Origin of the sequence: Dapis purpurea BLCC-M126 (assembly GCF_050015975.1) — a bacterium.
Classification (GTDB): domain Bacteria; phylum Cyanobacteriota; class Cyanobacteriia; order Cyanobacteriales; family Microcoleaceae; genus Trichodesmium.
This window is the reverse complement of record NZ_JBNHER010000260.1, coordinates 12298-30247: the sequence shown is the minus strand read 5'-3', so window position 1 is coordinate 30247 and position 17950 is coordinate 12298. Positions and strand designations below refer to the sequence as shown.

16 protein-coding genes are annotated in these 17950 nt (G+C 33.4%); 10 read left to right on the top strand and 6 right to left on the bottom strand.

Annotated features, from left to right (window positions below; translation table 11 throughout):
* Positions 1 to 492 precede the first annotated feature (492 nt).
* The 5 genes from ACP6PL_RS23515 (at position 493) to ACP6PL_RS23495 (ending at position 4473) form a co-directional block, all read left to right on the top strand.
* Entirely contained in the window at positions 493 to 1356 is an 864-nt protein-coding gene (locus ACP6PL_RS23515) for a DNA adenine methylase (protein ID WP_426547718.1), read from the top strand.
* Positions 1349 to 2608 carry a type II restriction enzyme gene (locus ACP6PL_RS23510; RefSeq protein ID WP_426547717.1) on the top strand — a complete coding sequence of 420 codons (1260 nt, stop codon included), beginning with the start codon at positions 1349 to 1351 and terminating at the stop codon, positions 2606 to 2608. The genes ACP6PL_RS23515 and ACP6PL_RS23510 overlap by 8 nt, the downstream gene beginning before the upstream one ends.
* Positions 2609 to 2662: 54 nt before the next feature.
* Entirely contained in the window at positions 2663 to 2866 is a 204-nt protein-coding gene (locus ACP6PL_RS23505) for a DUF751 family protein (RefSeq protein ID WP_426547844.1), read from the top strand.
* Positions 2867 to 3329: 463 nt separating this feature from the next.
* Positions 3330 to 3707: a PadR family transcriptional regulator gene (locus tag ACP6PL_RS23500; RefSeq protein ID WP_426547716.1), complete on the top strand. Its 378-nt coding sequence runs from the start codon at positions 3330 to 3332 to the stop codon at positions 3705 to 3707.
* A 229-nt stretch (positions 3708 to 3936) separates the two neighbouring features.
* Positions 3937 to 4473, top strand: coding sequence for a cofactor assembly of complex C subunit B (locus tag ACP6PL_RS23495; RefSeq protein WP_426547715.1), 537 nt, complete (start codon positions 3937 to 3939; stop codon positions 4471 to 4473).
* 593 nt (positions 4474 to 5066) lie between these two features.
* Here ACP6PL_RS23495 and ACP6PL_RS23490 read toward each other — a convergent pair.
* Complete coding sequence (locus ACP6PL_RS23490) at positions 5067 to 5405, bottom strand: DUF3155 domain-containing protein (RefSeq protein ID WP_426547714.1); 339 nt, start codon at positions 5403 to 5405, stop codon at positions 5067 to 5069.
* Positions 5406 to 5583: 178 nt separating this feature from the next.
* Between ACP6PL_RS23490 and ACP6PL_RS23485 the strand changes: the two genes are divergently transcribed.
* Both ACP6PL_RS23485 and ACP6PL_RS23480 read left to right on the top strand, forming a co-directional pair.
* Positions 5584 to 7011: a GAF domain-containing sensor histidine kinase gene (locus tag ACP6PL_RS23485; protein WP_426547712.1), complete on the top strand. Its 1428-nt coding sequence runs from the start codon at positions 5584 to 5586 to the stop codon at positions 7009 to 7011.
* Positions 7012 to 7623: 612 nt separating this feature from the next.
* Positions 7624 to 9162, top strand: a complete 1539-nt coding sequence (locus ACP6PL_RS23480) for a diguanylate cyclase domain-containing protein (protein WP_426547711.1) — start codon at positions 7624 to 7626, stop codon at positions 9160 to 9162.
* Between the two features lie 699 nt (positions 9163 to 9861).
* Here the strand turns inward: ACP6PL_RS23480 and ACP6PL_RS23475 are convergent.
* Positions 9862 to 10617, bottom strand: coding sequence for a phycobilisome rod-core linker polypeptide (locus tag ACP6PL_RS23475; protein WP_426547710.1), 756 nt, complete (start codon positions 10615 to 10617; stop codon positions 9862 to 9864).
* A 384-nt stretch (positions 10618 to 11001) separates the two neighbouring features.
* Complete coding sequence (locus ACP6PL_RS23470; protein ID WP_426547843.1) at positions 11002 to 11592, bottom strand: phycobiliprotein lyase; 591 nt, start codon at positions 11590 to 11592, stop codon at positions 11002 to 11004.
* A gap of 275 nt (positions 11593 to 11867) precedes the next feature.
* Between ACP6PL_RS23470 and ACP6PL_RS23465 the strand changes: the two genes are divergently transcribed.
* A complete protein-coding gene (locus ACP6PL_RS23465) occupies positions 11868 to 12038 on the top strand; it encodes an NblA/ycf18 family protein (protein WP_094673865.1) in 171 nt (56 codons plus the stop codon).
* Between the two features lie 427 nt (positions 12039 to 12465).
* Here the strand turns inward: ACP6PL_RS23465 and ACP6PL_RS23460 are convergent, their stop codons facing one another.
* Both ACP6PL_RS23460 and psbO read right to left on the bottom strand, forming a co-directional pair.
* Entirely contained in the window at positions 12466 to 13230 is a 765-nt protein-coding gene (locus tag ACP6PL_RS23460; RefSeq protein ID WP_426547709.1) for an RNA polymerase sigma factor SigF, read from the bottom strand.
* 463 nt (positions 13231 to 13693) lie between these two features.
* Entirely contained in the window at positions 13694 to 14524 is an 831-nt protein-coding gene (gene psbO / locus ACP6PL_RS23455) for a photosystem II manganese-stabilizing polypeptide (protein ID WP_426547708.1), read from the bottom strand.
* A gap of 570 nt (positions 14525 to 15094) precedes the next feature.
* Here psbO and ACP6PL_RS23450 point away from each other — a divergent pair.
* A complete protein-coding gene (locus tag ACP6PL_RS23450; RefSeq protein ID WP_426547707.1) occupies positions 15095 to 15394 on the top strand; it encodes a hypothetical protein in 300 nt (99 codons plus the stop codon).
* A gap of 8 nt (positions 15395 to 15402) precedes the next feature.
* Here ACP6PL_RS23450 and ACP6PL_RS23445 read toward each other — a convergent pair whose 3' ends face one another.
* The gene (locus tag ACP6PL_RS23445) at positions 15403 to 16581 is read right to left on the bottom strand and encodes a calcium-binding protein (protein WP_426547706.1); all 1179 of its coding nucleotides are present in this window, start codon (positions 16579 to 16581) and stop codon (positions 15403 to 15405) included.
* A 748-nt stretch (positions 16582 to 17329) separates the two neighbouring features.
* On the opposite strand from ACP6PL_RS23445, the gene ACP6PL_RS23440 reads away from it, so the two are divergent.
* Positions 17330 to 17866 carry a DUF7847 domain-containing protein gene (locus ACP6PL_RS23440; protein ID WP_426547705.1) on the top strand — a complete coding sequence of 179 codons (537 nt, stop codon included), beginning with the start codon at positions 17330 to 17332 and terminating at the stop codon, positions 17864 to 17866.
* Positions 17867 to 17950 lie beyond the last annotated feature (84 nt).

Below are 17950 nucleotides of genomic sequence, written 5' to 3'. Positions count from 1 at the left end.
ACCAGAGAATAGAAGTACAAAAAAACTCTGTCATTGCGACGGTCACTCCGTGGAAGGAAGCAATCTCAAAAAAGGATTTTAACTGCTTAAACATTTCCTTTAATAGTGGCGTTTATTTGTGCCTACCTACTTAAATAATGAGTTGGAGTTGTTATCATTGCGACGATAGGAAGCAATATCGGGCAAACTCTGAGATTGCTTGTTTCCACTCCGTTCCAGTCGCAATGACTTACTATTTTTTAATTGGTATAATAGACCGAAAAGCCAAAAATAATAGTAGGGGCGTATGTCTAAAAAGCTGCATAAAGTTAACATTTTTGGCAGACAAGGGCAGAAAAATATAAGGCTTTTTCAGAAAACTTTTCAAGGGGATGAAAAGATATTATATTCAATATTTCAAGCCTCTGGCTTTCCTAGGTCATGCTGCGTAAAAAGGCAGATTGACTGATAACTGATAACTGATAACTGATAACTGAATAGAGGTATTTTTTAGTGCGCAAAAATTCAATAGTTAGACCTTTTTTGAAATGGGCAGGAGGCAAAAGGCAATTATTACCTGAATTAATCAAATATATCGATCAAAAATCCCTCAAAAAATGTAGATATTATGAACCTTTTATTGGTGGAGGTGCGCTTCTATTTGAATTGCAACCAACCAGAGCAGTTATTAATGATAAAAATCAGGAATTAATCAACTGTTACGAGGTAGTTAGAGATTCATTGGATGATTTGATTGAGGAGTTAAGAAACCATCAAGAAAATAATAGTGCCGATTATTTTTATGAAATTAGAGATTTAGACCGTTCACCAAAAGAATATAAAAAACTCTCAAAAGTAAAAAAGGCAGCCAGAATTATCTATTTGAATAAAACTTGTTATAACGGTTTATTTAGAGTAAATTCTCAGGGGCAGTTTAATGTTCCTTTTGGTAGGTACAAAAAACCTAATATTTTAGATGAAGCTGTTTTAAAAGCTGTGAGTATTTATTTAAACAAATCTCAAGTGAAATTATTAAATATAGATTTTGAAGAGGCGGTTAAAAATGCAAAAAAAGGTGATGTTATCTATTTCGATCCTCCTTATGATCCTATTTCTGATACGGCATCTTTCACTGGATATGATGCCAATGGTTTTAACAGGAATGAACAGAAAAGATTAAAGGAAGTTTTTGATGAGTTAACACAGAGAGGTTGCCTGGTTATTTTGAGCAATTCTCAAACAGATTTTATTATGGATTTGTATCAAGATTATCAAGATAAAATCAAAATAGTAAGGGCAGCAAGAAATATTAATTCCAAAGGATTCAAAAGAGGAAAAATTGATGAAATTATAGTATTAAATTTTTCAGATGACTAAAAATGATGAAGCATGGGAAAAGCTATTCGAGAAATATCAAATATTAGAGAAGGTCAATAAAAACGGCTGTTTCAAAATAGAAGCATCTCAAATTAATCAGGAACGAGAAAGTAGACTTATGGCAAAATTTGACCATATTGTTAACTTGCCAAAAATATTCAGAGATAATAATTTATCAATCCTACCACTTTCTCGTTCTCAATATATTATCGGTAACTTTCATACACACTTACCAGTCAGATACAATCTGGAAATTCAAACTATTTATTGGCAATTTCCCAGACAAATAGAAACTATAGATTACACTAATTTATATTCTGAAAGTTCTGCATTACTTTGTGCATTTAATATTGGTATTATTGATGATTTAGTAGACTCAAAAACTAAATTCACCGTCTCAGGTAGGATGTCTACTCGAACTTTTGACTTCTTCATTGAAAATTCTATTAATAACCAGTCATATTCAATTAATGTTACTAATTCTCAGTGTGAAATAGATGGAGGTTTTGAAACTGATGATTGTTTAATTTTAATTGAGGCTAAAAACTACAGAGTTGAGGATTTTTTAATTAGACAACTATATTATCCCTGTAGATTATGGTCTACAAAAATAAGTAAAAAAGTTGTACCAGTATTAATGACATACTCTAACGACATTTTCAGCTTTTTTATTTATGAATTTTCAGATATATCAGACTATAACTCGATCACTTTGGTCGAACAGAAAAATTATCAAATTGCTTCAGAACAAATACAGAAAAGTGAGGTAGAATTACTACTAACTCAGATTAAAATAATTCCCGAACCGCAAAAAATACCATTTCCACAAGCAGACAAATTTGACAGACTAATAGACTTAATCTCCTTGCTACTAGAAAATGATTTAACTCCAAATAATATTACAGAAAATTATCAATTTGATAAGAGACAAACAGATTACTATACAAGTGCTGGAAAATATTTAGGACTCATAGAAAAGCAGGGAAAAATATTTACATTAACCCATGAAGCAAAATATCTTTTGCGCCAACCACACAAACTGAAATATTTAAAATTAATTGAAAAAATTTTGGTACACGAAATATTTCATCAAGTATTTAAGTTATCCTTAAAAACTGGGGATATTATCTCAAAAGAACAAATTACTAAAATCATGTCTGAAAGTAATTTAAAAATCAAAAATACAACAATAGACAGACGAGCTTCTACTGTAAAAGGATGGATATATTGGATTTGGTCACAAATTGACTAAGCAGATATTAAACTAATAACATTGTTTAGAGTTGAATTTTTATCTAACAAAATCATGCAAGATTTCTTTAATAATGTCTCCCGCTACCCAAGGTACTTTATCACCATAACCCTTGGCATATTCTTCTTTCTATTCGACCAACTAAAACCACTTTTAAATAAACCTATCACGGCAATCGCTCTCATTGGCTTAATTATTGGGACATTTATTTTCCTAACTTTAACTTTACAAGCTATGTTAGGCATAAATCCAATTTAACTAACCTCAAAACATAAACATTCAGCTATTAGCTATTAGCACCTGAGCAAGAAAAATGAAATACAAATTGGTTGAAGTCATATCAGTTTCTAAAATTCTTCCGAAAAAAATCTAGAATGTTTTTGGTAGATAACCTCCGGTAAACCGATGTTCTTCTACTCATTCTGTTAATTATCCATCAGTATTTCAATATTGATTTAGACATCCTTAATATATGCTCAGAAACTAATAACTGATAACTATAGTAGTCCTAAATGAAAATAGAGAAGCACTCTAGACAGCGTAAGGTATTGACACAAAACCTTTCTCCAAAATCATCTAGGATTACTATAACAGTTGAATGCTTGCAGCACATCTTGACTTTTGTTTTTTACCTTTTGACTTTTGACTTAATCCGAGAATGAGTGGTCAGTCTAATGATTAGCACGATAGATTGGAAGGTAGAGTGAGTGGGTAAATTCAGATGACTTGTTTCGAGGACATTTATCAATTTTTCCAAAGTCCCCCTCCGGTCTATCTAAATAAAGAACTAGCGGTGTGCTATATCCTATCTGTATTATTGCAAAGAGACTCTTATGGAACTGAATTGATTGGTCAATTAGAAAGGGACTATCCTATTTATCGACTTTCTGACACTGTGTTGTATAGCGCTCTGAAATTTCTGGAGGACCAAGGGACAATTATTGGCTATTGGAAAAAGGTGGAAGGAAGAGGACGTCCACGGAGAATGTATCAAATTATTCCCCAATGGCGACCTCAAGCTATAGATTTGTCAAGACTGTGGTATGAATATACTAATCATGCTCATATTCGGCCTCAAATTCAACCATCCAGCTTGTAAACAAATTCTATAGGATAGGTGGGGGCAACTTTGCTGCTATTTTTGGCCAAAGACTAAAAAATATAGTGTTTTTGTTGCCAATTTTTCTGTGACAATTTTTCAATTATAAAATCTAAATAGAAATATAAGCCCTAGCTGATGTTAGTCACAAAGCAGCTAGTTTTTTTTTTAATCTTGTAAACTATTGTAAAAGAGAATATATCAAACAACTATTCAAATCTAAAATTGTATGAATAATACAGCTCTAATATCGTCATTTATACTGACATTCTTATCTACCATTGGTCTAGTTTTTTTTATCAAGGCATCAGTCAAAGCTCGGACTAAAAATCTGAAACTGATAGCTGAACAGGAAGCTGACTCACTTTTAACTACTTTAAAAGAATATTTTAGCTATCGGGCTTACCGAATTGTTAATGTTAATGCAGCTCAGAATCAACTTACATTTGAAGGAATAGTTCGTCCTAGTTGGTTCTTAGCATTTTTCTTGACTCTATTAGCAGCATTAGGTGCTTTATGTTTTGGGTTAGCTATATCAATGTTAGTTCCTCAATTTAGTCAATACTTTATATGGCTAGTTTTGGTATCGCCCCTAGCAGGTATTTTTTATTGGCAAAAGTCTAAACGTCCAGAACAAGTCGATCTGAAGTTGGAAGGAATATTGACCGAGGGTTCTCAAACCAAAAGTTTACTTTCCATAACAGCTCATAGAGATGAATTAGCAGCTTTACAAACAGCTCTAAACTTGAAAGCATACCAAGAATAAAACTAAAAATATAAAAGTTTAGGGTATTGATTAACTTTTGCCTATTGAGTAAGAAAAATTAACAAACATCAAGAGTTTACCTTGTGGCTAAGATTCCTGGGTACATAGTAATTTTTGGCAAAAAATAGGCCAGACATTAACCTCTATCCTGATAAGTTACCTAAGAGTGATTCAAGGAATTAATTAATCTCTCTGTTTTTCAGATCCTGATAACCAAGACAAAAAAAATGAAAGAGTTTCTGAAAAATTACCACAGACATTTGGGAGAGAACCAAACCCATCCTTGGGCATTTCTATAGCATTTTGTTAAAAAATGTTATCAAAATAGTATTGGTAATTTATTTTGGTAAGCTATAAAAAATAAAAATAACTAAGATTTCAAATCCATTGGCAGATGGAAACTTAAAATCCTAGTTACTTCAGCCTTCAAGGGCAATAAAATCTGCGATTATAACTACATAAATTAAACAAAATGGGAATGCTACTTAAGCATGACCGGCTTGCTTAATTTATGTAGCACCTGGTACTTATTGGTCATAACTCAAAAAAAGCATTCTAGATAACCCAGAAAAAAAACGTTTCATACAACATCCTTAAACTTGATTTATACTTGGAGTAGAACTAAGTACCGGTTTTTTATCGGGTGTCTTAAGTTCCATCAAAACTTTTAAGCTCGGAAACAAGAAATGATTTTCTTCAACGTATTGGGCTCCAAATAAACCTTTTTCCGCCCAGAAGTACCGATCTGTGGTATGCTCATTTCTTCTAACTAGAAGTACAGCAGGTGGAACAATACCTTGTGCATGAATAAACTTACGAGCAGCAGTAACTGGTTTATCTTCACCACTTTCAATGCTATACTGAGCCACTTGCTCAAGAATCCTGCGTCCTTCTTGTCTACGACGACTTTTGCGCTTACGTCTTCTAGCCAATTTCCTTACCTCCTGTGTTAGCCGATGGGTGTAGTTATGGCTACCAAATTTGATAAGATTATATAAATTTTAGCTGAAAAACTCAAGTGTTTTTAATATTTTGATACAAAATATACACTTTGTTATCTAAAATCTAAAACAAACTGATGTCCAGTTGACAATCCCACAAATAGCTCCAATGCTAATGCCCACAAGTACAGAATTTATTGGACTTTGCAGATCCCAGATCGCTCTCATATCTAGTTGGGGTGCGACCTTAAGCATAGTTTACTTGACAGAAAAACTGGCAGAAGGGGGTGAAACCAAGCTAATTCCCATTATCGCAGATCCAGAAATACCCCTAGGTGTAGAAACAACTTCGGCGTTAAAAGTCACCCCAGAAATACAAACATTAGATAACCTTCCGAAATTATCAGCAGCATCCTTAACGATCGGGAAAAATTCTCCGATTTTAGAAGTAAGTAACGGTACAACAGAGTCAAATCCTGGATGGGAAAAAAATTATCCTTGGCAACAACGTCAAATTGTTTTACCCTTAATCCATGATGGAGTAGTCATGGGATTACTAGTAACAGCAAGAGAAGACCGACCCTGGAATCAAAAAGAAAAAACTCAAATTCAACAAGTAGCTCATACTATTGCCATAGCCTGCATTTTAGATCAACGTTCTGAATGGTTAAAGCAGCAATTTCAGCAACAACAACAATTGCAATCTGAACAGTTTGATACGATGCACAATATACTGCATCAGTTGAAAAGTCCATTAACTGCACTACGAACTTTTAGTAAGTTATTACTGAAAAGATTTTTATCAGAAGATAAAAACTGGAATATAGCTAATAGTATTTTACGGGAAAGCGATCGCCTTACAGAACTAATTGAACAAATTGATGAAACTGTTGATGTTGGGGAAGACATATTGAGTATTACTGCTCAAAGTGAGTATATTCAAAGCACAACTCGAAATGAAGATACAGAAGAAATAATAGATGCTCATCAAGAAACTAATCAAAAACTATTACCTCTGCGACTTCTACCTGGAACTAATTTTTTAGAGTCAGTTTCTGTACAACAAGTTTTAGAACCTTTATTAGTTTCTGCTAAAGCAATTGCTGATGAAAGTAATATAGATTTACAAGTTGATTTTCCTGATGATTTACCAATTGTAAAAGCTAATTATAAAGCTTTGCGAGAAGTCTTAAGTAATATTATCGATAATGCTTTAAAGTATACTCCAACAGAAGGAAATATTTATATTAAATTAGCAACTTTAGCTCCCCAACTAAATCATCATAAATCAATTCATAGTAAAACAGAAGCAATGCTGGCAATAGCTATCAGTGATACAGGTTATGGCATTCCATCAGAAGATTTAGAACATTTATTTGAACGAAACTATCGGGGAGAAAAAGCTAAAACAAATATTCCAGGAACAGGATTAGGATTAGTAATTGCTCGTAATTTGATAGATGAAATGCAAGGTAAAATTCAAGTCTATTCTCCTGTAGATACTCAATGGTTACCCAGTTATTTAAAAGAGCAAGATTTAGCAATTAATAGTGGTACTACAGTTGTTATATGGTTGCGAATATTAAACCAGGAATAGTATTCTTAATTATATATAGCAATATGAAATGATTCGTGCAACTTTTTACAAAAGTTAATTTTAACTGGAAGCCTTTGAAATTCTGACTCCTACACGTCGCCAATCTGGTAGCTACTCTACTTGACCACCAACTACCACCAAAATATTACAACTGAAATAGGATTGCTATATAGTAATTTTACTGTTAGGTAAATTATACTATTCAAGATTACCTGTTAACTCTGATGAAAGCATAGAATAAAATCGGGCTATTGTAATAACCCAGGTGAATTTGATAAAAAGAGTATTATTATAGAAGAGTACAGACAAACTATGAACTTTTACGAAGCTTATTAAAAACCTTTGTAAGTTCAGTTATCCTACAACCCACTCCTTTTGGGGTGTAGGAAATATCTAGGGAGTTAGTACATCAGGAGCATCTAAAGTCAAACCTCTTGCTTAATTTTTCAGCCTGAATTTTACCTTTAATAATTAGGTGGGGAAGGAAAATCTGTGCTGTTGAAAGATAAAGATTAAAGGATACAATCATCCTCAAACTTTGCAAGAGGTTTTTTCTTATTTATATTTATATAAAATATATTGAATTGTTAATAATTTCAGATTTTTATAAAAATGAAAAATTTACAAGCATCTCCTGAAAAAGTAATTTGTATAGTAGAAAATAACTATAGTAACCTCAAGTTATTATCTATTCTATTGAGAGAGAATAACTATGAATTTGTAGTAGCTCATAGTGCAGAAGAAGCTATAAATACATTACAAAATATATCGGTAGATCTAATTTTGATAAATTTGACCTCAAAAGAGAAATCGCAGATTTGGCAATTTGTACAAACTTCAGAATCAACAAAAAATATGCCGATAATTCTCATGGGAGCCAAGCAAAATGAAATAAATCAAGTCAAGGAATTAAATATCGAAAATATAGAAAACTTAGATAATATTAGTATGCCTATACAAGCAGATGATGTTTTAACAAAAATCAAGTGCCATCTTCAAATACATTCTTTGAAAAAACAACTAGAATCTCAGAATCAAAAATTACAACAAGAAATATATTTAAGAGAAAAGGTAGAAAATGAACTTAAAGAGCATAAATTAATGCTAGAAAGTCTAATAGAAAATTTACCGGGAATGGTTTACTATAGTAGTAATGATTGTAATTTAAAAATGAACTTTATCAGTGAAAATTTTTACAGTCTGACTGGTTATCAATCCGATGAATTGATTCAAAATAAAATTATCTACAACCAATTAATTCACCCTGAAGATAGAAAATATATTTGGCAAGAAAGACAAAAAGCTTTAGTCAATAATCAACCATTTCAGTTAATTTATCGGATAATTACAGCCAAAAAAGAACTAAAGTGGGTTTGGGAACAAGGTAAAGGAGTTTACTGTTCCGATGGCGAGGTATTAGCAATTAAAGGTTTAATTATAGATATTACAGCTCAAAAACAAGTAGAATCAGAACTAACAAAGCAAAACTTAGCTTTACAAAAAGCCGAAGCAGCTTTAATTGTTGCTAATCAGCAACTACAAAAAGTTGCCAAACTAGACGGCTTAACAGGTATTGCTAATCGTCGTTCTTTTGATGAATATTTAGAAAAAGAATGGCGTAGACTGAAAAGAACAAAATCACCTTTATCTCTAATTTTATGTGATGTAGATTATTTTAAATATTACAATGATTGCTATGGTCATTTAGCAGGAGATGATTGTTTACGAAAAATTGCTCAAACGATTAAACAAACTGTTAAACGTTCTGCAGATTTGGTAGCTCGTTATGGGGGGGAAGAGTTTGCGATAATTTTACCAAATACATCTGATAAAAATGCAAAAAAATTAGTAGAATTAATTCGTACAGCTATTCACAAACTACACATTAATCATTCTGCTTCTAGAATAAGTAAATATGTTACTATAAGTATGGGAGTTGCAAGTGTCATCCCTACAAAACTAGAGTCTCCACAATCTCTAATTGCCAAAGCAGACGAAGCACTTTACCATGCCAAAGAAAAGGGGCGTGATCGTATAGTTTTTTTTAATCAAGATTGTAGTAAAGGTACTCAAACTTACCTTGAAAATAATTTAAGCTATTCAAAATCCCAGGAAAATATTAGCCAAAGCTTTTTACTAGCTCTCTCTTAGTAAACTTATTATTTATAATTACTGAAACATACTAACTTTTCTGATCTGATCTGCTGGAATAAGGAGTGTCATTTTGAAACTTGTTGCTAGGAGTTTCATAGTTAGATCAAAATAGTTAAACTAAATCATCTATACTTCAAACCTATCTGTAAAATATATTGGTAATTTTCCATTTTTTGAAACTTGTTGCTAGGAGTTTCATAGTTAGATCAAAATAGTTAAACTAAATCATCTATACTTCAAACCTATCTGTAAAATATATTGGTAATTTTCCATTTTCTGAGTTAAGTTTTTCTCTTCTTTAAATCAACAATATAATTTAATGATTAATAATTAACAATTAATAATTACTTCTACTTAAAATGGATAGGATTGACCAAAATGTTTTTTTCTTCTTCTCTTGGTCGATTGGATATGGCGTTTAGCGCTAGCTAAACGACTGCTTTTTTCCTTAAAAATAGAAACTTTAGAACTTAATTATTCGCTAAATACCATTTATATAACTCCTATTTATCCATAGTTCATATATTTAAAAATGCAGATTTATAGGAAATTACAAAACTCATAAAATTTTGTAGGCGCAGAATATTCACACCAGCTATTTTGGTTAATTTACTAAATACTCTGGACAAATACTCCACTCCTACAAAACTTAATTCCACTCTACAGAAGTGTTGAAGCCAAGCCGTAAATTATACTTTATTTACGATAAGGCACCATACTCAGGTTAATACTACCTAGATTTGGTTTTGTTGCTGATTTTCCTTGTACACCAAGACTCCGTGCCAAATTCAAGAATCGAGAAGGATCGCCTTCTTGAGGCTTCTTTTCTTGAGGAGTAAAGCGACGTATTTCATTTTGATAAACGATTTGAGGGAAACCAAGAATAGTCCGATAGTAGAACTCATAACGAGGTGTCTTCAGATTAAAAGGAGTTTCTCCTCCATCACGCTGGGGTAAAACCCGACGACGCTGGTAAGGTATAGTATCAAAGCCAAAGTTGTCTAAGTATTCTTCACTATCAAGCAACTCATCAATGAAACCTTCAATACCCTTGGTAGCTACAACAATAGACCAAGCAATCTTTTCCCTTTCGCTGTAAACATCACGGCCTAACACCCGTTGAACGCATAACTCAACAAAGCGATAATTGCTATTCGTCTCGTAATTATTCCGACGGAATGGCTCGGACATTACCAAACCCCGAATAAAATCTCGAACTGTAATTTGACCATTTTTTAGCTGAGATTCTAAGAAGGTTTGGCGATCGCTCTTCAGAATCTGATGTTCACTATAAATTTGGCGATAAGCTGCCCAAATTAATTCATCCCACTCTGAACCAGAAGGTAAAGATTCAGCAGAATAAATAATTGGTTGGTCGTCACCAGGGACTTCATAACCCGCAACCCGTGAATTTTGACTTATGGGTTTGTATTCTAATAATGGAATCGCCACGTCAGAATCTCCTTAAAATTATTAAATGTGATTTATCAAGTGTGGCCATAGCACACTAAACTTTACCGTGATTCAGAAAATTGCATCAATAGCCAACCTTTAGATTAAGGGATTGAGGCGATCCAAATCATACTTTTATTAACTTACGCAACAATCTGTAATATTTTTGATATTGCAGGGAACAGGGAACAAGGAACAGCGAACAGTTAGAAAAACATTTCCTAGTCTAAGATTCATCATCTGACTTCTAACTTCTATAGTAGTCACCAGGGCAGTTAGGACATTCTCGCGACTCTCAAATATAGTTACAGCAAGAATGTACGGTGGAATAGCCATTTCCCCTGCTTATGACTTATGGCTTATGACTTATGACTTCCGGTATACTTACCAGCCAAAAGCAGAATAAAATTGTGTCGCATCCTCTGATGTTTCTAGCTCTGAGTCTGAGCTACTTTCTTCTAGTCGAACTTCGGTGCAAAAAGTAGAAGTATTAAATCCACCAAACCGCTTCACTGAACTGCTTCGCATCCTTAGATTAGGGCTAGGAAACCAGAATCTTTCAATAGAACTCATAGTTTCATATTCTGTAATTAAATTTAGCCCATCTTCATCATCCATCTCAAACAGTCCCACCACTGGGACAATTTCAGCATAGCCACGCTCTCGCAACATTCTACCTTTTCTAGGATTTTCTGGGTCAGGAACAATAGCAAATACAGTTGACCCCTTATGATTTTCATCATTTTTATCCCATGCCATAGAACCGTCCCAAGTTACAAAAGCTCCTCCAGCAGCCAAATTTGGATCAATTTCGTGCATTTTGCAGATTTCTACTATTTTTGGATCTTTAGCATCCAAGCTGGTTACTTCAATATCTGAGCTGCCCATTTCCGCTTGTCTAAAGGCTAAGTGATGGGTTGTACGTTGCGATCGCCATTTACCAGCACTTCTTTGAAAAAATTCCATTGCATCCATTAGCCACTTCTCCATTTTTGAATTTCATAGGACATTAGTCCTAACCTAATTATCATAGAACTTCTAGCTTTTATTTAAACCCTGCCCTTAAGAACGAAGTTTTATTAAATTAATGTTAACTTTTGTGGAATAAATTAATTCTATAATGTACATGATGGACAGTATGTCAAGTAAATGTTACGATAATTTACATATTAGGAAATATATACATTTAGGGTAGTGATGGCCTTAATATATTGGCCAATATCTATGCTCTAAACAAGGAGGAGTCAACTATGGAAATGTCTAGCAGCTTAACTATGGAGCAACAGTTCAAATTACAAGTTCTACGGGACGAAGTTAAAAGCTTGAGTCGGGAAGAAGCTCAAGAATATTTAGTTGAAGTGTTGCGGCAAAGTATGGTTAAAGAGAATTTATTCAAGCACTGGATGAAAGGCAAAATTTAATATATGCCTTTCACTAAAGACTGGAATATAGTCAGTATTAAAAACTAACCCCACCCAATTACTAGATACGGGCGGGGTTTATAGTATTAGGATTTAGGCAATGATAAAAAAACTATAATTAATTAATTAAGCTGTAAGTATTCAGCCATCACTCATTACCTATCAGTTACTAGCATCAGGATAAGTGAAGAGGCCAAGAATTAAAAGTATTGAAATACATAAAGTAGATTCCCTAAACTGAGATTTACCAAAAAATCTCTACAAAATATCCAGACTGAATTACCCAATAACTGACTTGATTTTTATTGCTGACTGCTGTCAACGCAGTTCATCTGCAAGAAAATAGCTAATACCTTAATGCTTACATAAAGCCAATATATTTTATTTAGTGATTAGTAGTATAATTTTACTTTTAAGCCATCAAGTGCTATTGCATGATCTTTTGCAGAGATTTTAAGCCCTTCTTGACTCTCCGAGAAACAGTAACAGCACTAATTCCCATTCGCTCGGCTGTTTCCTTCTGAGTCAAATCACAGAGAAACACAAACTCCAAAACTTTACGAGTACCCTCTTCTAATTTAGCTAATGCTTGCTGCAAACGAATTTGGTCTTCTTGAGCTAACTGAAAACTACGATACTGACTATCCGGGACTAATTCTCCCAAACAAGTAGCTCCATCAGCTTCATCTTGAACTGGGGCATCTAAACTTAGAGGGGCACGGTTACGACAGGCAATTTGAATTTCATGCCATTGGTCTAGAGAAATATCCAAAGCGGAAGCCACCTCTATCTCTGTAGGTTTCCGCTTCAACTTTATTCTCAGCTCTTGTATTACTTTTGTGGCCTGCCGATCCAGAGCCAACCAATTTCTGGGGATGCGTACAGAAGGGCTTTTATCTCGTAAATAATGCTGAATTTCCCCTCTGATATAAGGAGTAGCAAAAGAACTAAAGGCTCGTCCCTTCGATATATCAAATCGTTCAATTGCTCGAATTAATCCAATACATCCTACTTGGAGTAAATCATCGTAGGTTTCGGTACATCGATTTAACCAATGATAAACTTCCTTTCTTACAAGTCCAACATTAAGTTTAACTAATTGGTTCCGGAGTTGATGAGAAGGAGACTGTTGATATTGGTACAACAGTTTTAGGTTTTCACTTTTTAGTTCTTGAGTGATGGTGGTAGACATAGCTATATTATGATTTTGAGAGCCAACCACTGATGGTAGATCACATACAGATTATATTGACGGATATATATAATAAGTGCTGTGAGTTGAGAAATACTGGAGTGTGATATTAAACACAACTATTTAATTAGAGTTTTAGTTGGAGCTTATTTGTAGTTTTTACAACTTATGCTTTTCAGCTCTAGAGTATATGTAATTAATTAATTTTGGATCGCTATTTATTTAATAGCTACTTCAAGTATATTTTTACAAAAATAGAGGACTCTTAAGCACCTCTAGTATAAACTATGTGCTCTTCAGGGTAAAGACTGGAAAATTTTAATAATTAGGATTTATGCTTCTGCGAGTTCACTTGAGCTAAATACATTTCGATATTTAATTCCAAGATGCTTCTTTGCCAAGAAGGTTAGTATATTTCACCCCGACACAATCTTTGATTTGTCGGGGAAGTATGGCAATTAGTCTAAGAAACTGTGTCTACTCGACCGTAAAAAGTACCACGAACTTTTACTTCTACAGCTTCTTTTGCGCCTAAATCTGTATCAGAAGGCTGAACCGCCTCAAATAAGCCAACAATTTCACCTGTTTCCCCGTCTACTTTAGTAATTTGAAGGGACATTTCACCAGCATTGAGAAGAGTATCTGCTGACTTAACATTAGCTTTGACAAACTCTTTATCATCTGAGCTAGCTGGTAAAGCTACTGCATTATCATATCCTGAAGTCACACCACGACCTTTAGGGTCTAGGAAACTAGATCCTCGGTAGGAAGGAACATTGTATATTCCCTTAAAATCAGTAGAAGTATTGATAGCAGTAATATCAGGCTGGCTCTTAGCAGTAAGTCCTTTAACGGTAAACAGAAATGGAACTTCTTCTCCACCTGGTAAAAGAACAGTGATGGGTTGAAAGTCAATACCATATTGTTCGTTAAATGTCAAAGAATTATCTTCATTAAAGACAAGCTCACCTGTTACTTGATCTAAGGTAGAAGTATACCTTGTTAATTTTCTTCCTTCAACAAATTCTGCTTCTTGGCGTTTGTTAGTTGGTTCTTCCTTAACGAAATAGGTAGTTGGCTGCAAACACAAATCTGTCAAAATGTAAGACCCATCTTGGTCAAGGGCAATGGACCCACGAGCTGTTTCTGGTAACCCAGGACAGTTGTTGGCCAAGCCAGTATTAACAATATCTTCGTAAGTAAGTGGTTTATTACTATCAATGCCCTCTGAACAGGCGGTTAAAAAACTCAAACACACAGCTAATAGTGCCGCAATTAAAGTGCGATACCTCATTGTCAACCTCAAGATTCAACATTCAATATTTAACATTGCTACTGCGTTATATCTTTACGCAGTATGAGTAATCTAATTTTAGATTTTAGATTTGATGATAAACTTAGGGCAATTAGGATAAAGTTATTCTTCACATTCTCAATTTGCTTGGTGTGAGAGTAGATTTATCTTTAGTATTAACCCAAAATAATATTCTACATTGCTAGTTACTTTTTCTTAAATTCAGTTTTATAAATTAAAATTACATAAGTATATATACTTACAGTTAATATATTGCTATAATTGAATTTAACTGATTATCGAACATCTACTATTGATCAACATCAAGCCTAATACTAGAATTTGGAATTTGCTTGAGTAGAAACCAAGCCCAAAGAGAAATAATAGATAGACTGGGAAAAGAGGGATAGCCAGGGGGAGTTTTGAGGAGTTCCCAAAGAATAAAGAATATTTCTTTGGTTAGTGGGTGAAGAAACTAAGCAAAGCTGATTTATCTTATTGTTTAGTATCACCCTATAATTGCTCTGGCTTTAGTCTGAGCATTATTTAAGTTTGTCTTAAAATGGTAATATGGACACAAATATAGAAAATGAGTCAACAAATTTACACAGTGATTTACAATCTTTTGTAAATTCAGTAAAGGCTATAGCCGAAAATCACCAGGATGATCCAATGGCAATATTGGCTATTCTACGAACTCTGGAAAGCTTACATCAGGAACTCAGAGAAGGTTCATTTCAACAAACATTGCCAGATAATCGTCAGGCACTTTACAATTTACTCAAAGATATTGAAACAAAGGGAGGTTGGCCTTATATTCCCCGGTTAAGATTACGCTATCTGTTGGAAAACTGGTCTGATAATTCTTGAGAATTGAATTATAGAACTTCATCAGTATTATTAGAATCAACTTCAGGTAAAGGTTGACTAATATCTACAAAATCTTCCTCTGAAATTATGGAAGCTGGAACATTCAACAATATCGCTAATAATCTGCCATTATCAATAGTGATTAATGTATCTCTGAAATTTAAACCAGTTCCTTGTTCAAAAGTTAAATCTTCAAAAGTCAAATTACCACTTAAAGCCAAGAAATCTTCTAAGGGATTAAAATCATTTATTACATCAATATTACCTACTTCTCCAGGTAGCACAAAAATATCCGATCCTTCACCACCAGTTAATGTATCTTCTCCAGCATCTCCAAATAATATATCGTTGCCTCGATCGCCCAGCAAAGAGTCATTACCATCACTACCTTGAAGGGTATCGTTATCTTTTCCACCAAACAATGTATCCTCACCAATACCACCAATAACTAAGTCGTTATTTGAGTCACCAAAGAGAGAATCATTCTGTTGTTCTCCAAATATCGTATCATCACCTTTTCCGCCACGAAGATTATCTACATTTTCTCCACCAAAAACTTGGTCGTTACCCCTATTACCATTAATAAAATCACTGCCAATAGTTCCAAATAGCAAATCATTCCCTGCTTCTCCAAAAATAGTATCATCACCACTACCTCCATCTAAAGAGTCATCACCCTCACCACCTAAAAGAGAATCATTACCAATACTACCATTGCCAATATCATTTCCTAGGTCGCCAAATATTACATCATCATCAATATTTCCAAATAAACTATCATCCCCTTGACTACCTCTTAATGTATCGTTACCATCTCCTCCAGTAACTAAATCAAATCCTTGATTACCAATTACTAAATCATCTCCAGTTTCCCCAAATAAAGAGTCGTTGCCATCTTCTCCTAATAAAAAATCATTTCCGGGACCACCTTCAATGCTATCATCTCCTGGACCTCCTAATGCTGAGTCACGTCCATCTTCTCCTTGCAAGAAATCGTCATCTTCACCACCAATTAAAGAATCAGATCCAATACCACCAAAAATTTCATCTTCTCCTTCTCCTCCATCTTGAGTATCATCTCCTCCTTCACCAAAAATAGTATCATTTCCACCAAAACCTTCCATAAAATCAGGTTCTGGAGAGCCAATTAACAGGTTATCATTGTTATCTCCTGAAATATTTGCCATATTATTTGGATACTCCTATATTATTATTCATTGGATATTTGAAAAAGTAAGGTTTGTAGAAAAATACACAAATATCCTAGGTTTTAAGATTGTGTTTTTTGATATTTGGTATTTGATTTTTGAGTTCAATATCCTGTTATCCTTACAAGTTACTCGTGACTTAAAACTCAACTATTTTGTTTCCTATTGATGTTAAATATTCAGATTTTTTTGTGACTAAAAACTTATATTAGTTATGGATAGTTAAAATTAGCTAATATTTAAGAATTCAAATTTTAGCTATCAACTATCAGCTATGAGTTATTAATTCATTATTTTGGAAGAAAGGATGAAAAGTTATTAAGAAAAAGCTCATTAGCTAACTTTAGTAATTGCTTTATTATTTCAAAAGCTGTTTGTGTAGAATTATCTAGGAAATCCTGACTGCTAATAGCGAATGCTTAGTCTAATATGTCTTAAGTTTTACTGTAATTTTTTTAGCATCTTAATGCTAATTCCTACTTGATTGAGTTATGAATTTGGGGGATGGGGGCTGAGAGCTGAATTCTTTCATAAAATTTAATTGTTAATCTATCAGTTTATGGAGTACAGAAATATTAGTTATATAAATTTGCTCAAGGAAACTTTAAAAACTATTATTGCTATATATTTACCTCTTTTAATTATAGGTTTACCAGCTATTATATTAGCAATAATTATAATTTTTTTGCCAGAATCTAGCAGGATATACTATTGGCTATATAGAATTATGATAGGATTTGTTAATCCCTGGTTATTCGCAATTCGTTATTTTTATATTTGGGGATATCTGAATGGAAACAAGGTGACATTAATAGAAGCATTTTGCAGAGGTATAAAAAGGTGGTTTCCGATATTAATTGTGCCTTTAATTATATTTATTCCAATTACATTTATGCCAGAGATTGAATTAATGCCAATTCAGCTTTTTTTACTATTACTTCTTCTACCAATATTTTATATTGGGACGCGCCTTGGTTTTTATTGGCATACTGTTATAATTGATGGTGTTTCACCTGTAAATGGAATGAGGTATAGTTGGGAGTTGACTAAAGGGTATTTTTGGTTAGTTACCAGAGTTAAATTGATTTTATTTGCAGTTGGCTTTTTGATAATATTTCCATTAACAATTATCACATCTACTTTGATTAAAGCAGAAATGGTAAACGATTGGCAAAGAGTTTTTATCCAATATGTTTTTGTTCCGATATATTGGAGTATTATTTCAGTTATAATTTATGCACAATTAAAAAGAATAAAAACCTGAATATTTTAGCTATATTTTTTTTGTCAAGATTTAGATTAATTTCTGAAAGTCAAAGGAAACTCCTTATGGATAGTTGAGGAAGCT

Coding starts and splice junctions, on each gene's coding strand:
- ACP6PL_RS23510 (WP_426547717.1), top strand. CDS start 1,349: ATGACTAAAAATGATGAAGCATGGGAAAAGCTATTCGAGAAATATCAA.
- ACP6PL_RS23505 (WP_426547844.1), top strand. CDS start 2,663: ATGCAAGATTTCTTTAATAATGTCTCCCGCTACCCAAGGTACTTTATC.
- ACP6PL_RS23500 (WP_426547716.1), top strand. CDS start 3,330: ATGACTTGTTTCGAGGACATTTATCAATTTTTCCAAAGTCCCCCTCCG.
- ACP6PL_RS23495 (WP_426547715.1), top strand. CDS start 3,937: ATGAATAATACAGCTCTAATATCGTCATTTATACTGACATTCTTATCT.
- ACP6PL_RS23485 (WP_426547712.1), top strand. CDS start 5,584: ATGCTAATGCCCACAAGTACAGAATTTATTGGACTTTGCAGATCCCAG.
- ACP6PL_RS23480 (WP_426547711.1), top strand. CDS start 7,624: ATGAAAAATTTACAAGCATCTCCTGAAAAAGTAATTTGTATAGTAGAA.
- ACP6PL_RS23470 (WP_426547843.1), bottom strand. CDS start 11,592: ATGGATGCAATGGAATTTTTTCAAAGAAGTGCTGGTAAATGGCGATCG.
- ACP6PL_RS23465 (WP_094673865.1), top strand. CDS start 11,868: ATGGAAATGTCTAGCAGCTTAACTATGGAGCAACAGTTCAAATTACAA.
- ACP6PL_RS23460 (WP_426547709.1), bottom strand. CDS start 13,230: ATGTCTACCACCATCACTCAAGAACTAAAAAGTGAAAACCTAAAACTG.
- psbO (WP_426547708.1), bottom strand. CDS start 14,524: ATGAGGTATCGCACTTTAATTGCGGCACTATTAGCTGTGTGTTTGAGT.
- ACP6PL_RS23450 (WP_426547707.1), top strand. CDS start 15,095: ATGGACACAAATATAGAAAATGAGTCAACAAATTTACACAGTGATTTA.
- ACP6PL_RS23445 (WP_426547706.1), bottom strand. CDS start 16,581: ATGGCAAATATTTCAGGAGATAACAATGATAACCTGTTAATTGGCTCT.
- ACP6PL_RS23440 (WP_426547705.1), top strand. CDS start 17,330: ATGATAGGATTTGTTAATCCCTGGTTATTCGCAATTCGTTATTTTTAT.